This window comes from Congregibacter sp. (assembly GCF_047617445.1).
In the GTDB taxonomy this organism is placed as follows: domain Bacteria; phylum Pseudomonadota; class Gammaproteobacteria; order Pseudomonadales; family Halieaceae; genus Congregibacter.
In genome coordinates, this window is the sequence record NZ_JBLGBE010000013.1 from 17040 (window position 1) to 33034 (window position 15995).

15 protein-coding genes are annotated in these 15995 nt (G+C 55.4%); 4 read left to right on the forward strand and 11 right to left on the reverse strand.

Annotated features, from left to right (window positions below; all coding sequences use genetic code 11):
• Positions 1-4: 4 nt before the first annotated feature.
• Entirely contained in the window at positions 5-1501 is a 1497-nt protein-coding gene (locus ACI9KD_RS05055; protein WP_414980071.1) for a CoA-acylating methylmalonate-semialdehyde dehydrogenase, read from the reverse strand.
• A gap of 126 nt (positions 1502-1627) precedes the next feature.
• On the opposite strand from ACI9KD_RS05055, the gene ACI9KD_RS05060 reads away from it, so the two are divergent.
• On the forward strand, positions 1628-2506 hold the full coding sequence (locus tag ACI9KD_RS05060) for a helix-turn-helix domain-containing protein (protein ID WP_414980072.1): 879 nt from the start codon (positions 1628-1630) through the stop codon (positions 2504-2506).
• 73 nt (positions 2507-2579) lie between these two features.
• Complete coding sequence (locus tag ACI9KD_RS05065; RefSeq protein ID WP_414980073.1) at positions 2580-3152, forward strand: DUF4136 domain-containing protein; 573 nt, start codon at positions 2580-2582, stop codon at positions 3150-3152.
• A 24-nt stretch (positions 3153-3176) separates the two neighbouring features.
• Here ACI9KD_RS05065 and ACI9KD_RS05070 read toward each other — a convergent pair whose 3' ends face one another.
• Positions 3177-3941, reverse strand: a complete 765-nt coding sequence (locus ACI9KD_RS05070; RefSeq protein ID WP_414980074.1) for a spermidine synthase — start codon at positions 3939-3941, stop codon at positions 3177-3179.
• Positions 3942-3974: 33 nt separating this feature from the next.
• Positions 3975-4946 (reverse strand): 2-hydroxyacid dehydrogenase, encoded by a 972-nt coding sequence (locus ACI9KD_RS05075; protein ID WP_414980075.1) that lies wholly within the window; start codon positions 4944-4946, stop codon positions 3975-3977.
• Positions 4947-5054: 108 nt separating this feature from the next.
• On the opposite strand from ACI9KD_RS05075, the gene ACI9KD_RS05080 reads away from it, so the two are divergent.
• Positions 5055-5741: a cupin domain-containing protein gene (locus tag ACI9KD_RS05080; RefSeq protein WP_414980076.1), complete on the forward strand. Its 687-nt coding sequence runs from the start codon at positions 5055-5057 to the stop codon at positions 5739-5741.
• On the opposite strand, the gene ACI9KD_RS05085 is transcribed toward ACI9KD_RS05080, so the two are convergent.
• From ACI9KD_RS05085 to ACI9KD_RS05115, 7 genes are all read right to left on the reverse strand, one after another.
• Entirely contained in the window at positions 5738-6502 is a 765-nt protein-coding gene (locus ACI9KD_RS05085; protein ID WP_414980077.1) for an SDR family oxidoreductase, read from the reverse strand. The genes ACI9KD_RS05080 and ACI9KD_RS05085 overlap by 4 nt on opposite strands.
• 67 nt (positions 6503-6569) lie before the next feature.
• Complete coding sequence (locus ACI9KD_RS05090) at positions 6570-7784, reverse strand: MFS transporter (protein WP_414980104.1); 1215 nt, start codon at positions 7782-7784, stop codon at positions 6570-6572.
• 3 nt (positions 7785-7787) lie between these two features.
• Complete coding sequence (locus tag ACI9KD_RS05095; RefSeq protein ID WP_414980078.1) at positions 7788-8345, reverse strand: UbiX family flavin prenyltransferase; 558 nt, start codon at positions 8343-8345, stop codon at positions 7788-7790.
• Between the two features lie 81 nt (positions 8346-8426).
• The gene (locus ACI9KD_RS05100; protein WP_414980079.1) at positions 8427-9320 is read right to left on the reverse strand and encodes an alpha/beta fold hydrolase; all 894 of its coding nucleotides are present in this window, start codon (positions 9318-9320) and stop codon (positions 8427-8429) included.
• Positions 9313-10863: a class I adenylate-forming enzyme family protein gene (locus ACI9KD_RS05105; RefSeq protein WP_414980080.1), complete on the reverse strand. Its 1551-nt coding sequence runs from the start codon at positions 10861-10863 to the stop codon at positions 9313-9315. Before ACI9KD_RS05105 ends, ACI9KD_RS05100 begins: the two co-directional genes overlap by 8 nt.
• A gap of 60 nt (positions 10864-10923) precedes the next feature.
• The gene (locus ACI9KD_RS05110; RefSeq protein ID WP_414980081.1) at positions 10924-13200 is read right to left on the reverse strand and encodes a TonB-dependent receptor; all 2277 of its coding nucleotides are present in this window, start codon (positions 13198-13200) and stop codon (positions 10924-10926) included.
• Positions 13201-13331: 131 nt separating this feature from the next.
• A complete protein-coding gene (locus ACI9KD_RS05115) occupies positions 13332-14777 on the reverse strand; it encodes a sodium:solute symporter family transporter (protein WP_414980082.1) in 1446 nt (481 codons plus the stop codon).
• Between the two features lie 111 nt (positions 14778-14888).
• On the opposite strand from ACI9KD_RS05115, the gene ACI9KD_RS05120 reads away from it, so the two are divergent.
• Complete coding sequence (locus ACI9KD_RS05120; protein WP_414980083.1) at positions 14889-15533, forward strand: TetR/AcrR family transcriptional regulator; 645 nt, start codon at positions 14889-14891, stop codon at positions 15531-15533.
• Positions 15534-15580: 47 nt separating this feature from the next.
• Here ACI9KD_RS05120 and ACI9KD_RS05125 read toward each other — a convergent pair whose 3' ends face one another.
• Positions 15581-15943: a hypothetical protein gene (locus tag ACI9KD_RS05125; protein ID WP_414980084.1), complete on the reverse strand. Its 363-nt coding sequence runs from the start codon at positions 15941-15943 to the stop codon at positions 15581-15583.
• Positions 15944-15995 lie beyond the last annotated feature (52 nt).

Below are 15995 nucleotides of genomic sequence, written 5' to 3' on the forward strand. Positions count from 1 at the left end.
TGCCCTAGCGCAGATTGATGCTCATATTAGGCTGCTTGCCTGTTTCTGGCTCAGCGTAACGCCAGCGCGCAGTAACGGTCTTGGTCTCCGTATAGAAGCGCACTGCATGCTTGCCGTAAGGGTGCAGGTCACCCCGGAACGAACCCCGCCAACCGGTGAAAGAAAAGAACGGCAGAGGCACCGGGATAGGAATATTGATACCCACCTGGCCCACCGCCACTTCATGCTGATACTTCCGGGCCGCGCCGCCCGAGGCGGTAAAGATAGAGGTGCCATTGCCCATGGGATTAGCATTGATGACCGCCAGAGCGTCATCAAGCGTCTCCAGTTCCATACAACACAGCACCGGACCAAAGATTTCTTCTTTGTAAATCGTCATCTCTGGTGTGACTCCGGTAAACATCGTGGGTCCCACCCAGTTGCCATCAGGTAAGCCTTCGATGCTGCAATCGGTGCCATCGAGTACACAAGTCGCTTCGGCTTTACCCTTGGCGATAAGATCGAGAACCCGGGCGTGAGCCGGCTTGGAGATTATCGGTCCATAAGCCGCGCCCGCATCATCCCAGGCCCCGGGACGCACTTTCTCAAGACGCTCTTTGAGCTCCGGAATCCAGTTAGCCGCCTCGCCCACAAAAACTGCCACCGAAATTGCCATACAACGCTGACCCGCGGCGCCAACAGAGGCTCCTACCAGTGCATTGAGGACGCCGTTTTTATCAGCATCAGGCATGATCACCATATGGTTCTTAGCACCCATCATGCACTGCACGCGCTTACCTGCAGCAGTGGCAGTGCTATACACGTGCTCGCCAACGCGCGACGAACCGACAAAAGACACAGCCCGAGTATCGGGGTGATTCAACAGCTGATCGACCTGCTCTGCGCCGCCGTGCACCATGTTGAGAATGCCTTTTGGCGCGCCGGCTTCGATAAACAATTCGATAAGACGCACCGGCGTCATCGGTACCTGCTCGGATGGCTTGAGCACGAAGGTGTTTCCGCAGGCAATCGCCAGAGGGAACATCCACAAAGGCAGCATGGCGGGAAAGTTGAATGGCGTAATGCCCACGCACACACCCAGAGGCTGCATGTAGCTGTAGGTGTCGATGCCGCCCGCAACATTCTCTGCGGTCTCGCCCATCATGGATGAGGCAATGTTTGCCGCCTGCTCTACGACTTCGATACCACGCCAAACATCGCCTTTCGCGTCCTCAAAAGTCTTGCCGGTGTCTTTGGCGAGAATTTCGCCGAGCTCATCGTGATGCTCCTTAAGCAGAGCCTGATAACGGAGCATCAGACGTGCCCGTTCGGAGATAGGCACTTCGCGCCAGGTCTCAAACGCTGCCTTGGCACTAGCCACCGCGAAGTCCACCTCTTTGGCGGTCGCGAAAGTCACCTCGGCGAGGAGCTCCTGAGTGGCAGGACTGGTTACCGGCAGAGTTTGATCACTGCTGCCGTGCATAAACTCGCCGTTGATATAAAGAGGGATCTTGAGGGTCATCGTGGGAACTCCTAAAAATTAAAAACTCACGGCCTTTAATGTAGCAGGGCGAAGCGCTTATAAGTAGCGACAAAATTTAAAAATACATGGATAATATTAAGATTATTGAAATTTGGAGCCAACCCCGTGAGCCGCCCCTCCAACTGGCCCTTGTCGGCCACCGCATCCCGCGTTCTGACGCCAAAATTTCTTCTGGAGGCCCTGGAGAAACATCCCCTGACTTTGGGCTGCTACCCCACCGCCATGGGACACTACCCCAATGCCCACGGGCACTTCATGCGCCGTAGGCAGCATGATGACAATCTACTGTTGTTTTGCACGGAGGGGCGAGGCTCGGTACAAACTCGTGACGGAAAATTTTCCGTGAGCAGTGGTGATACCGTAATTCTCCCCCGGGATCTGGAGCACAGTTACGCCGCAGATCACGCCGTCCCATGGACGTTATATTGGGTGCATTTCCAGGGCACAGATGCGCAGGACTTCGTTGCTCATTTGCTCAATGAAGACGAATACTGCATTCACAGCGGTGTCGAACCGTCGCTGCTCACGGGTTTTGAACAAATGTTAACGGTGAAGAGCACCGGCTACAGTCTGGATGCCTTTATCGGTGCTTCCAATCGGCTACGCCACCTCCTCGCGGAATTTGCGCTCTGCCGTGACAGGCAGCGAGGGCAAAACATGGGAACGATGCGTCTCCTGGAACTGCAATCCTTTATGCGCGAACGAGTCAGCAGCTCTTTATCCCTCAAAGAGCTTGCCGCCTTTAGCAGGCTCACGCCCCAGCATTTCGCTACCCGCTACAAAGCAGAAACGGGCTACTCGCCTATGCGCCACTTTCTCCATATGAAGATGGAAGCAGCCTGCCGCCTTCTGGACAGTACGCAACACAGCGTAAAAGTCATTGCCGCAAATTTGGGCTATCTGGATCCCTTATACTTTTCGCGTATGTTTCGGCAAACCGTGGGGCTCTCACCGTCGCAATACCGTGAATCCCAGCGCGGCTAGGGCCGTCGCATCGCAAAAAACGGGCACTGTTGCTACCATCGCAATGGTTCACACAGAACGCACAAGGAATAGCATGAGCAAAATTCTTCGGAGCTTTTTGATTCTCGTTTCGCTAGGCACACTAGGCGCCTGCAGTGGCATAGAAGCCATCCCCGGGGATCCGGCTCTTTTCGTGTCCAGTGGCTATACGACTTATGGCTGGCGAAACGCGGCACTCACACAGACGGCTTACTCCAAGGACAAGCTTTATCAGGCCGACCCGGCAATCCGAGCGGCCATCAAAGAACGCATGACAGAACTGGGCTACAAGCTCGTCGCTAAAAGTGAAGCGCAGTTTCTCATCGGCTATGTAGCGGCCGCCGGCATTAACGAGGGATTAATCGAAAGTACCTCCTCAAATGTCACCCCCTACCCGAGCGCAATGATCGGCCGACAAATAGATGGTGCGTCCATCGACAATGCCTACGCCTTAGGCGCTGACAAACAAACCGGCAATCTCATGGTGGTGTTTTTAGATAATAAAACGACTGATCTACTGTGGCAGGTTCGCGTAAGCTCGCTTATTCAAGACGCCAACAAAGTCGATACCGGAGCCGTGCGCCAGGCCATTCGTCAGGGCCTATCAACGCTCCCAGCTGCACCTTAAGCGTAGTCTTCAGGACGCCCGGGCTTACCTTTCGACGCGGCGCAGGGCCGTCAAAGCCTGCACCAGGTCTGTATCCTCTTTGTAGGCTGACTGAGCAAGGCGAAGTTTTAGCGTTTGGCTATCGGCAAGAGGCTCCTGTTGTAGAAACAGCAAGACGTTACCCAGTTCTGTCATCTGCAGGATGCCCACGCCGGCAAAGTGTTGCTGGGCTGCATTAACAACCTCAACCAGTGCGGCCGCCGAATCAGGCAAAGTATTAAGAGCAATCGCTCCACCTGCATTGAGACGCCTGGCAAGCGTTGCGAAAAACAGCTGATCCTGCAAAGCCTCCGGCGCACTGCGATCACTAAAAAGATCGCACAACACCAGATCATAATGAGCGCGGTCACGCCCGAGAAAATCGACGGCATCACCGACATGAATCAATTGCTGTGGAGGCAGCGCAAAGTGCTGCCGTGCAGCGTTCAGCATCTCACCACTCATCTCAACGCCCGACAGGCGCGGCGCGGGCGTCCACGCCCGAAGATGACGGAGAAAGCCACCACCACCGCTGCCCAGATCAAGCACCGCAGACACCCGCTCTGGGAGCAAGGCTCCCAACATCATGGCTCGATGATTAGGGAGCACCAACGCCGAAGGATTGCTGATACACAGGGCGGTTTGGATGGCACCGCTAGAACTGCATAACCAGCGATAACCCTGAGCCTCAAACAAGCGGCAGTCAGTCACATCGCTGGGCAACTCACACGCTGGCGAACTGAGCGCCAGCAAGTCGCTAAAGCTGATCACGTGACCGCCTTACAGCGACGCGGGCCCCTGGGATCAGGAGGAGTAAACCTCGGGATTGGTGCAATTTGGCATCGGCTCTCCTGCCAATGCAGCGAGCATGTTCACCGCCGCCATATCGGCCATTTTCTCCCGGGTCGCCAGCGTGGCACTGCCAATGTGCGGTGTTACCACGACATTGGGCAAGCTCAGTAGCGGGTGATCATCAGGAACCGGCTCTCGCTCAAAAACATCCAGGCCCGCTGCGGCGAGTCTGTCGTGACTCAATGCATCCGCCAGAGCTGCCTCATCAACAATGCCGCCTCGAGCGGTATTCACCAACACCGCGTCGCGTTTCATCAATCCCAAGCGTCGGGCATCGATAAGATTGCGAGTCTCCTCACCCAAAGCGACGTTAATACTGACGAAATCACTCTGGGCCATAAGCTCATCCAGCTCAACAGACTCGACTCCGGGGAAGTCTCTGGGGCTGCGATTCCAGGCAATCACCTTCATACCAAAGCCAGCGGCACGGCGAGCAACCGCTTGCCCCACTTCACCCAGACCTACGATACCCAGTGTGGCGCCGGCAACATCTTTGCCCGTAAAGAACTCCGGCGACCAGGCATTCTCGGTTCGCCAATGCCCGCCGCGCACGAACCGATCGGCCTCCACGAGGCGCCGAGCGGCCGCAAGCAACAGCGCAAAGCTGGCATCCGCGGTAGTCTCAACCAGTACTCCCGGCGTATTACCCACGGGAATGCCTCGCGCGGTAGCAGCTTTCACATCAATGTGGTCGACTCCTACCGACATGGAAGCGATAAAGCGCAAGCTCGGGTTGGCGTCAAGCAAGGCCTCATCAATGTGATCGGTGAGCAGGCAGAGCAAACCCTCGCAGCCGACAAGTTCATCACGCAGGCCAGAGGCCGGAAGCAGGCCAGGCCCCATCCAGACGTTCATGTCGCAATGGTCGGGAAGCTCGTGAATCCGCTCTCCGGGAAGTTGATGTGTTACGAGTATTTTAGGCATGGGATGATTTTATCGCAGCCGCGCAATAACCAAAAGGACCCTGTGAATCAGGGGGAACACTTTGACACGGATAACGTCCAAGTTAGATCAATTATTGAAGGTATCAACATGACAGCAAGCGCCCTTAACGGTGACCTCGATCATCGCGTCGCCGCAGACAGTAGTGCACAGGACTGGGAAGAGAGCCCCGGCGGCGAAGTATTACGCAAGCGCCTACACCGCGTAGGCCCCGCCGAAAGCGGACAAGTGACGTCGATTGTGCGCTACCAACCGGGTAGCCAGTTCCCTGCTCACGCGCATCCCGAGGGTGAGGAGATTCTTGTACTGGAGGGTGTATTTTCTGACGAACATGGTGACTGGCCGGCCGGCAGCTATTTGCTCAACCCCGAGGGCTTTAGTCACGGGCCTTTTTCCAAAGACGGCTGTCTGTTGTTCGTGAAGCTCCGGCAGTTCCCCGGCGACACCCGCAATCATATTGCGCTGGACACTAACGAAAGCGAATGGCGTTCTAGTGTGCGTCCAGGCGTGAGCTGGAAAAAGCTCTATGCCCAAAAGCCCTTTAACGATCATATGCGGCTGGAGCGCTGGAGTACGCCCGAAAATGTAGGAGTACTCAACTTTCCCCAAGGGGCTGAATTGTTTGTGCTTGATGGCGAGTTTGCTGACGATCACGGCACCTACCCAAGGCACTGCTGGCTGCGCCTACCTCCGGGAAGCTCGCTAAGCCCCCAGGGCAATAGCCCTTGCGAGCTCTATATCAAAGAGGGCGGCTTCTCCTATTTGCGAGAAGCCTAAAGAGTCAGCCCGCCGTCGACGACGATGCATTCGCCATTGGTATAGCTACTGGCATCAGATACGAGATACAGCACCGTGCCGGCCATTTCCTCGGGTTCAGCATGGCGTCCCATGGGAATTTTCGTCATCGCTTGTTTGTAAATGTCTTCGTGCTCAAACAGCGCACCGGCAAACTTGGTCTTGGTGAGTCCCGGAAGCAGCGCATTGCAACGAATCCCCAAGGGCGCACATTCCTTTGCAAAGGACTTGGTCATACTCACCACCGCCGCCTTGGTGATGGAGTAGATGCCCTGCATCGGTCCGGGCTGCAAAGCGTTGATTGACGCCGTATTCACGATCGCACCACCGCCATGCTCGCGCATCAGCTTCCCGGCCTCCACGGACATAAAGAAATAACCACGGATGTTCACTTCTACTGTTTTGTTAAAAGCACCCAAGTCGGTATCAAGGACATGTCCAAAATAGGGATTGGTTGCAGCATTATTAACGCAGATATCAAGGCGACCATGGCTGCCACGAATATGCTCAAAGATCGCGCTAATGTCCTCCATGCGACCCACGTGGCAAGGAAAAGCCTCCGCTTTGCCCCCGGCCTCGACGATAGAGTCTGCGATGGCCTGGCAGTCTTCCTGCTTGCGACTTGAAACAATCACCAGCGCGCCATGCTTCGCCAGTAATCGGGCAACGGCTTCGCCGATCCCGCGGCTCGCGCCGGAAACCAGAGCAATCTTGCCGCTCAAATCAAACATTGAATCTGCCATGCCATGCACCTCTTTAGCTTATTGAGTAAGAAACATCAGGGCGAGGAACCTTACGCAACTCAGCGTATTAATCAAAAGTCGGGACCGGGCGTTTTGGCCAGCGACTAAAAGCCCAAAGCCAATACATCGCCACCATCACCAGCGGCAGGGACCAAGCCAAACGAAAGCCGCCCACGGTAAGCAGCAGCCCGGCCAGTAGAGGACCGAGGACGCGCCCCCAGGCAGCCGCCGCGCTGGCAGCACCCATCATTCTTCCGCGCAATTTCGGTGCGCTGCGCTGACTGGCAAAGGAATTCAGCACGGGGAAACACAGGGTTGCCCCCGTCAGAGCCACAAGCACTGAACCCACCATACTCACGGCACCGGTGGCAAAAACAGCCATGAGCAGGCCCACAAAAAAACCGCTGACACACACTCGCAGCAGACGCAGCTCACCGAGTATTTTCACCAAAGGGCCCATGAGCAGGCCCTGAGTAAGAGCCATAATCGCCCCCTGCACGCCAAATACGATGCCGACTTCCCGCGCACTCCAGTCCAGCAATGCGTACACCCACAAGGGGAACAAATAGGTCGCTGCACTCACACTGCTGGTATGCCAAACATACTGCAACATGAGCAATCGACTTTGCGTCTTACGCAAGACGCTCCACAGAGACTGCTTGTTTGCAGCGTCATCTCGCGGCAGGGTTTTGTCACGATGATGTGATTCTGGAAGAAATAACCACGCCGCAATGACCGCCAGTACAGACATCACTGCGGCCAGCAAACAGGGCACAAAAAAGCTCCCCTCAGGGCCGGATAGCAGTCCACCCAGTACCGGCCCGAGCACGAGGCCCAATCCAAAGGACGCACCGATCAGACCCATACCCTTGGCACGCTCCGCCGGTGGCGTGATGTCGGCCATCATTGCCGAAGCGACACCAAAGTTACCCGCCATCAGTCCGGCAAAAGCACGCGCGACGTAAATCATGGCCAGACTCTCGGCAGAAGCCAGAATTAGATAAGCCACCGCCGCACCGCTGGTGCAAATCATCAGCACCGGCTTGCGTCCAATATGATCCGAGAGTTTCCCCCACCAAGGCCCTGCCACCCCAGCGCATACCGCATAGCTGGCAATAATCATGGCGATATCAAAGTCGCTCGCGCCGAGCCGGGGAGACAGAAAAGGCAAGATCGGGATTACGATCCCGAAGCCAATCATATCCAGAAGAACGACCGCGAAGAGTAAAAGCCCGTGGCGACGAAAGTCCGGCTTTATCGGTGGTGTGACAGCTGCGTTGATGCCTCAGCCCTGCCAGCGACTGATCGATGTATCGCTAATCCCAAACAGGTCGAGACTTCGGCCAACACTTTGGGTCACAAACTCGTCGAGGGTCTCCACTCCGGTGTAAAAGGCCGGAACCGGTGGTGCGATCACGGCACCCATCTCAGAAAGAGACGTCATGGTGCGCAGATGCCCTGTGTGCAACGGCGTTTCCCGCACCATGAGAACTAAACGGCGACGCTCCTTGAGAACAACATCAGCGGCGCGAGTAAGCAGTGTAGAGGTCACCCCGGTAGCGATCTCTGACATTGTTTTTACAGAACACGGAGCGATCAGCATACCGTCAGTGATAAACGAACCGCTGGCGATAGCCGCGCCCACATTTTTTACCGGATACACCACATCAGCGTGAGATTTGAGTTCCTCGGCGCTGATCGACAGCTCATGATGCAGCGTCAGCTCAGCAGCCTTGCTCATCACCAGATGTGATTCGACACCCGCCTCGCGAAGCATCTGCAGGGCCCGCAAACCCAGTACTATGCCCGAGGCACCACTAATTCCGACGATTATCTTGCGCATGTGAGCTCCTACTATATGGGGCTGCACTTTAGCAGGACCGCCGCTCAGGTCCCAGTGAGCGAACGGCTCCTAGGACATCGATCAGCCTGGATCTACAGCCGAGAAAAAACCATCAATGGCCTCAACAGCAAGAGGCTCATCGAGCATCGGCGCATGCCCGCGGTCGGGGATATTCACGACCTGCAGCCCCGGGGCGAGCTCCTGCATCTTTTGAACGCAATCCTTAGCGACTAAATCGCTAATGTCGCCTCGCACCAAAAGCATAGGAATAGCGGCCATGTTCTCAAACAGCGGCCATAGGTCCGGGGGGACCGCGCTGGCATCCGTATCCAAAATGGCCTGAGCGATATTTGCGTCATGTGCCAGCTGAGGTACGCCGTCCACCTCTCGATACAAGCCCTTGGTAAAACGCAGCCACTCCTCATCCGTATAGCGCGGAAATGCGACCTCGTTGATCTCCCGAGTCTGTGCAACCGCATCGTCCCAGCTGCGAATCTCTCGATGCTTGCCCACGTAATTCTTGATCCGCTCCAGACCCACAGGGTCCAGCTCAGGGCCAATATCGTTAAGCACCACCGCCGCAAAACGCTCGGGCTGCATATTGGCCATGAGCATCGACATAAGCCCGCCCATGGAGGTGCCGATAATCAGTATCTTGTCTATGGACAGTTCATCCAGCAGGGTGAACATATCGCCCACGTAGGTTACCGGTGTGTAATTGGCTGGCTCACTGTCATAGGCCGACAAACCACGGCCTCGCTGATCAACACTCACAACGCGGCGTGTCCTGGCAAGATGCGCGGCGATCCAGGCGAAGTCGCCAGAGTTGCGGGTAAGACCGTGCATGCAAAGCACAGGTAACAGCTCAGACGAGTCAGGACCCGGATAATCCCGAGCATAAAGCCGCAAGCCGTCTGCACTGTCGTACCAGACATCTTTGTAATATAGGCCAGAGCTCTCTCTGATCTCAGACATAGGTCTTTTCTCCATACTGTTTGCGCAGTTCACGCTTGAGTATCTTGCCATTGGGATTGCGCGGCAACTCTTCAGTTTGGATGCACTCCGCTAACCGCTGCTGCTTGCCCAGGCGCTGATTGGCCCAATCCAGAAGAGACGTCATAGTGATATCTGCATCACGCATCACCACCAAGGCGATAGGTGTCTCGCCCCAGCGTTTGCTGCTTGCACCGATGACAGCGACATCCTCGATTTGTGGGTGGCTTACCAGCACCGCTTCAATATCCTGAGGATAAATGTTTTGGCCGCCGGAAAGAATCATGTCCTTCTTGCGATCCACAATGTACAAAAACCCCTGGGCATCAAGATGGCCAATGTCTCCCGAACGCAGCCACAGCTGTCCTGTCGTATCGACATAACGCGCCGCTATGTTGGCATCATCGCGCTGCCAATAGCCGGGCATGGTGATACGACCACGAGATACGATCTCCCCGGCTTGACCCACGGCGCAGGGCTCATCGTCATCACCAACAATCAGGATGTCGGTCCCCAGCAGGGGCTTGCCCACGGATGACCAGCGACCCTCGGCATTCTCAGGATCCAGCGTAGTGATAATGCCCTCGGTGAGACCATAAAGTTCGATGATCCCACAGAGAAAAGTATCAAACAGTGCTCGCTTGAGCCCCTCGTGCAGCGGCGAGCCACAGCTCATCATTGCCTGCATGCTCGAAAGATCATGGGGCGACAGTAGCTGCGCCTCCAAAACTCGTTGGAACTGGATGGGCACCATTGCCGTGTGGGTAATGGATTGAGTTTCCACCGTTTTAAGAAATGCCGATGCTTCAAAGCGAGGATGCACCACAAGCGTGCCCCCTGCCAGCAAGGTACAGAGCATCGCCACCCAGGAAATATTCGAATACAGGCCAATGGTTAACAGCGTCCGTGCACCGCTGTGATAGCGCAGTGCGATCGTCAAGTCATAGGCCCAGTCTCGCCGACCGCCATGGGTATGCAAGATGCCCTTGGGTAGTCCGGTGGTCCCGGAGCTGTAGATGATATTCAGCGGCGCATCGTGACTTAGCAACACATCCGGGAGCGTATCAGGCTGACCCGAAGCCAGACGCCCCATGGACTGCCATCCGGGGACCTGGGTATTACTAATGCACAAGACGCCCTTAGGCAGTTGGGGCAATAAAGCATCAAAACGTCCACGGTACTCGTCGCTAACAATCAGCGCGCTTATGCCGGCATCACCCAACATGGCAATTATCGCTGCATCGGATACTGAGGTATTGAGGGGAACCGATACCGCTCCTGAAGCAAGCGTTCCAAACAGCGCCGTGAGCATGGGGTAGCCGTTCTCCATGAAGACGCCTACGCGATCTCCAGACTTTATACCCGCAGCAAGTAAGCCATGCGCAAAGCGATGGTTGTCGGCGACAAACTCTGACCAGGTTTTACGAGTGTCGTCCGTCGCCACCGCAAGCTTTTCGGACCGCCAACGCCCGTGTAAAGCGAGGATTTCAGGAAATAGGGGAGACAGCGCAGGAAATTCGCGCATCACAATATCCTCCAGAAAAAATCTTGCATCGGCTCTAAGGGAGGCGATGCAAGCAACTGTTTACTGGAAGCGATACTCGACGGTGACAAAGCCCGTGGTGGGCGGACCGAAGAAGACCGTTGTGTTGTTTTCCAGACCCAGTGACGAGGGACAGCCACTGGTGCCAAAGCAATACCCCGCAGTACGGTACTCTTCATCCGTGAGGTTCTTGCCGTACAGACCAACAAGCCACTGTTCATCACCACTGGTCCAGACAATGCTGGCGTTGAGCAAACCGTAAGCGTCCTGGTCAATATCCTCCGCGGCAATTTCAAACTGCTGCACATCGCCCTTGTAGGAGTAGTTGGTGTTGATCAGCAGTCTTCCGCCTGCTAAATCCGTGTTGTAGTTTAGGCCGATAAAGGCCATTTCTTCCGGGGTGTTTTGGACGTCACGATCATTAGAGACATCAACACCGCCTACGAGATACTCCTTGAACGAAGCATCCAGCAGGCTCGCAGAAAACTGCATGCTGAAATGCTCGGTAAATAGCAGGTTAGCTTCGATCTCAAGGCCGGAGATCTCAGATTGTCCCGCGTTGGTCACGGTGCCGACAAAGCTGTCGTTAATCCCATCACCATCGCTGTCCACAGCGACAGATCCCGGAATCTGCATGTCCTGATAATCACTGTAGAACAGCGCGACATTGGTAATAGCCCGCCCATCCCACCAGGTGGACTTCAGACCCATTTCCCAGGAGTCCAGCTCTTCAGGATCAAAGCCCTCCTCCACCGCAGGCGTTGCAAAGTTCGCACCCCGGGGATCGAAGCTTCCCGCCTTCCAGCCCTGGCTATAGCCACCATAAATCTTGACGTCGTCCGTCAATGAATAGCTCAGGTTGGCGCGAGGCGAGAAATCGTAATAGGTTCGCTGGGCTTCATAGTCGCTCGTCGCGGCCAGCAGGAAGGCGCTGTCGTTACCAAAGAAGGGCGAGCCGGTTCCCAGGTAGGTGCCCCGAAAAATATCGGCACTACGCTCATCTTCTGTATAACGCCCGCCTACCGACAGTGACAAACGATCGGTCAATTCGTAGCTCAAGTCACCAAACACCGACCAGGACTTGGTCTCAACAACGCCACCGGTGTAAGCGGTCAAACCGCCCGGTGCCAGAAGACCCAGCACCACGTCGAAATCATTGGCGGCCTCGGCATCGAGATAGTAGTAACCCAGTACAAGATTTACGCGATCAGTATTCCACAGCAACTGAAACTCTTGGCTGAACTGCTCGTTGTCATAGATAACCGGCGCATCGAAATCAGGCGTCGCGAGGCTGTCGAAATCGATAACCGATTCCGTCAAGTCTTCACGACCGGCGGTGATGGAGCGCAGCGTCATGGTGTCACTGACATTCCAGTCCACAGAGACCACCCAACCTTCGGACTCGACCTGGTTGTTGCCATTGATACCCGCAGTGGATGGCAAAACGCTGGCGCCGGCGTTGGTATCAAAGACGCTGCCGGGGGAAGGCGTGCCACTGAATGCACCTGGATACGGCCGCCAACCCGCGACCGCTGAGGACTGATCATCGGTGTTGTCATAGGCCACGCGAACAAGGATGTCCTCGCTGGGCTCCCACTCAGCGGACAGTCGATAGCCAAAGATGTCTTTGTCGTATTGCTCACCACCGGTAAACAGATTGTCACCGAAACCATCGCGATTGAAGGAGGCGACCGTTGCACCTACGCGGAAGTTATCGCTCACAGGCACAGACACCGTGCCGACGAGATCCGCCTGATTGTAAGTACCGTAGGATGCGCGAACGCTGGCCTCTACCTCGTCAGAAAGCCTGCGGGTGACATACTTGATGGCACCGCCCACCGCGTTACGTCCGTAAAGCGTGCCCTGGGGTCCACGCAGTACCTCAATACGCTCAACGTCATAGATATCCAGCAAAGCTCCCTGGGGCCGCGCCAAATACACGTCATCCAAATACAGGGCGACGCCCTGCTCAAACCCCGCCAATGGATCCTGCTGGCCTACGCCGCGAATAAAGGCCGTCAATGTGCTGTTGGTGGCTCGGGACGGCTCAAGCGTCACGCTGGGAATTGATTGTGCTAGCTCAGTTATGTCCTGAGAGCCCGCGAGCCGCAGTGCATCGCCGCTCAGTGCCGTCACGGCGATAGGTACATCTTGCAGGTTTTCTGACCGGCGTCTGGCTGTCACCAACACCTCTTCCAAGGCCAGCGACGGCTCCTGGGATTGCGCAAAAACAAGTGGCGATGCGGCAGCCGACAACAGCAGAGATGCAAAAGTCGTTGCAGCAATAAGAGGTTTACGAACGGGAGTTCTATACGACATGGCGGACACCTGTAACGTTATAAGTTATATGAGTGCCGTGTGTCGCGGCACCTTAGTTGTTTTAATTATTCAACAGTTGTTGAATATGAAATAGCGTATTCAACAGTTGTTGAACTGTCAAGCTGTGAATATCACAGATCGCCGCCGTGGCGGCTCGCGTCACCGCGCGTCACAAACAAACCCAGCAGACCGAAGGCCAGCGATGCAAAAATGCCGTAGCTCGCAGAAATTGCGGGATTAGCGATTCCCATGGCCAAATTGAAGAACAGATGGAGCCCGAGGCCCAGGGCCGCCGCACCGACAACCACCCACAAAGGAATGTGCCGGCGCAAAAGAACACCGAAGAGCACGGGCACCAAAGACGCGGCAGCGAGCCCATACACGCCTTTTTGAGCAAACAATCCGATGAGCGGCGGGGGATTCCAGGCCAGCAGCACGCCTACGATGCCTACAGCCACCAATACCCATCGCGCCAACACCAGGCCATTGCTGCTCTCGCCGGCAAGCGGCTTTACGATGTCATTAACTACCATCGCTGAGAGCGCAACGAGGATTCCATCAAGAGTGCTCATTCCTGCGGCTAGCAGCGTGAGGAATATAAACACCAGCACATACTCACCCCAGATCGAACTGCCAAACTCATGCAGCAGATACTCTCGGACAACCGTGTCCTGCGCATCGATTTCCAGTCCTGCCAGACGTGCGTAGAAACCAATCATCAGCATCAAGGTGAACAACGTGCCCACCACCGCGGTAGTAGCAATAAATTTGCCGATGTCCCGCTCGCTGCGCAGATACAAAACCTTGGTGAGAATATGCGGCTGTAACATCAGCGCGAAAGTCACCACAAAACCGCTGACAAACACCGAGAAGAAATCAAAATATAAGTTGCTACCCGCATTAAATGCTTGAGCATAGTTATCTCCGACGGCCCGGAGCGCGCCTAGAGGGTCCCCCGCAAAATACTTAAAGCCCTGAACAAACAAAACAAGGGTGACCACCAGCATCATGATCCCCTGCAGCGTATTCGTGTACGCATGGGCATAGGTACCGCCCATGAGCACATAAGAAAAAACGAACAGCAGCACGGCGACCAGCGCAGTTTTTTGGTCTATGGGAAACAGTCCAGTCATCAACAGGCTGCAACCCACAAGAATCAGCACTACAAAAGTTATCGACAACAGGTTGATGAACGCGAAGAACAAACTGAAGCCGCGGTGGTGGTAACGGTAGTAAATCCACTGCGGTATGGTGAGCGCATGACTGGCCTCTCCCAGACGCAGAAAGCCCCGGGTCAACACCAGAAACGCGCTGAGAATCCCCAGGGACCCCGCAACACCAAAATGTAGATAGGCGGCGAGTCCGTGCTGATAAACAAACCCGGGGTTAATCACAAAGGTCGCCGTGGATGAGATGGAGGCGGCAAGAGTAATTCCGACCAAGTAAGGACTCATGTCCTTGTTACCGATGGCAAAGCCTTCGACGCTGCTGGTACGACGCATTCCCACGTACGATAGCCAGTACACGAGAGCGACATAACCGAGGGTCAAGGCATACTTGAAGAACTCAGCAGACATTGTTGTTATTTCCCTGCGATTTCTGACAGACTATTCAACAAGCGTTGAATACGCAAGAGAAAGGCCATAAACCAAAGCCCCGCGAGATCGCGCAAGGTGGCAGGAGCCGCAATGAACAAGAAAGACAGGATTCCCAAGCGCGAACGCATTCTTGATGCGGCAGAAGAGTTGTTTGCAGAACACGGCTACGACGGCGTTACGCTGCGGCGCATTGCCACGACCGCGGGTGTCGATGTTGCTCTGGCAAATTATCACTTTGGTAAGAAGCTCGATTTGTTTCAGGCGGTGTTTAACCGCAGAGCCGAGTTGCTCAACGGCGCCCGCCGGAAAGCGCTAAATGCATGCCAGCAGGCGTCGGGAGCAAAGGGCCCTTCTGTTGAACAGATCATCGAGGCGTTTTTGCGGCCTTTGGAAATCGCGCAGGAAACCGGTGACGAGGGCTGGCGGCACTATCTTGCACTCATCGCCTACATCAACAATTCGCCGTACTGGGGCCCACGCATGATGTCGTCGCTATTTGATGGCCTGGTGCAGGAGTTCATAGAAGCTCTAAAGAAAGCGCTCCCAAAAGCGAGCGAAGCAGATATTTATTGGTGTTACCACAACCTTTCCGGTGCTCTGACTCTGACACTGGCAAACACTGGCCGCATCGACAAGCTATCCCGAGGACAGTGTCATAGTGCAGACTTTCAAGCCGCCTATGACCACATGATTCCTTTCACGGCAGCAGGTTTTCGCAAAATCTGCGGGAGCTAACCTTCAGCCAGTAAAGGGCCGGCAGCTGAGCTCGGCGCGGTTACCTATTACGGCCTGGGCGCGCCATTGATCGCCAGCTCGTGCTGGAAGTCTTTTTCTATCTGCTGCTGGAGCTCATAACGCCCGGTGCCCCGACGCTTGGACGAATCCTTTATGCGCTCGTGATACCGCTGTTTGCGATTCGCCGCCACCGCCGCAGTAAAGCGTTGGGTCTCCACCTCACCAGCAATCAGCGCCTCTACCAGGGCGATATCAATACCCAGGCGATAGGCAATTCGATTCGGTCGAATCTGGTGGGCATGAAACTTCGCCACCGCGACAATTTGCTCTTCCGGGCTCAGGCTGCAGACCCGAGAATATCCAAAAGGCGGGGACGGTGTTCGCGTATCAACTTCAGTACTGTTTGGCATCGGCGCTTTCTAGCATCGCAACACGCCCATGACAAGACAGCAATGCTCTAAG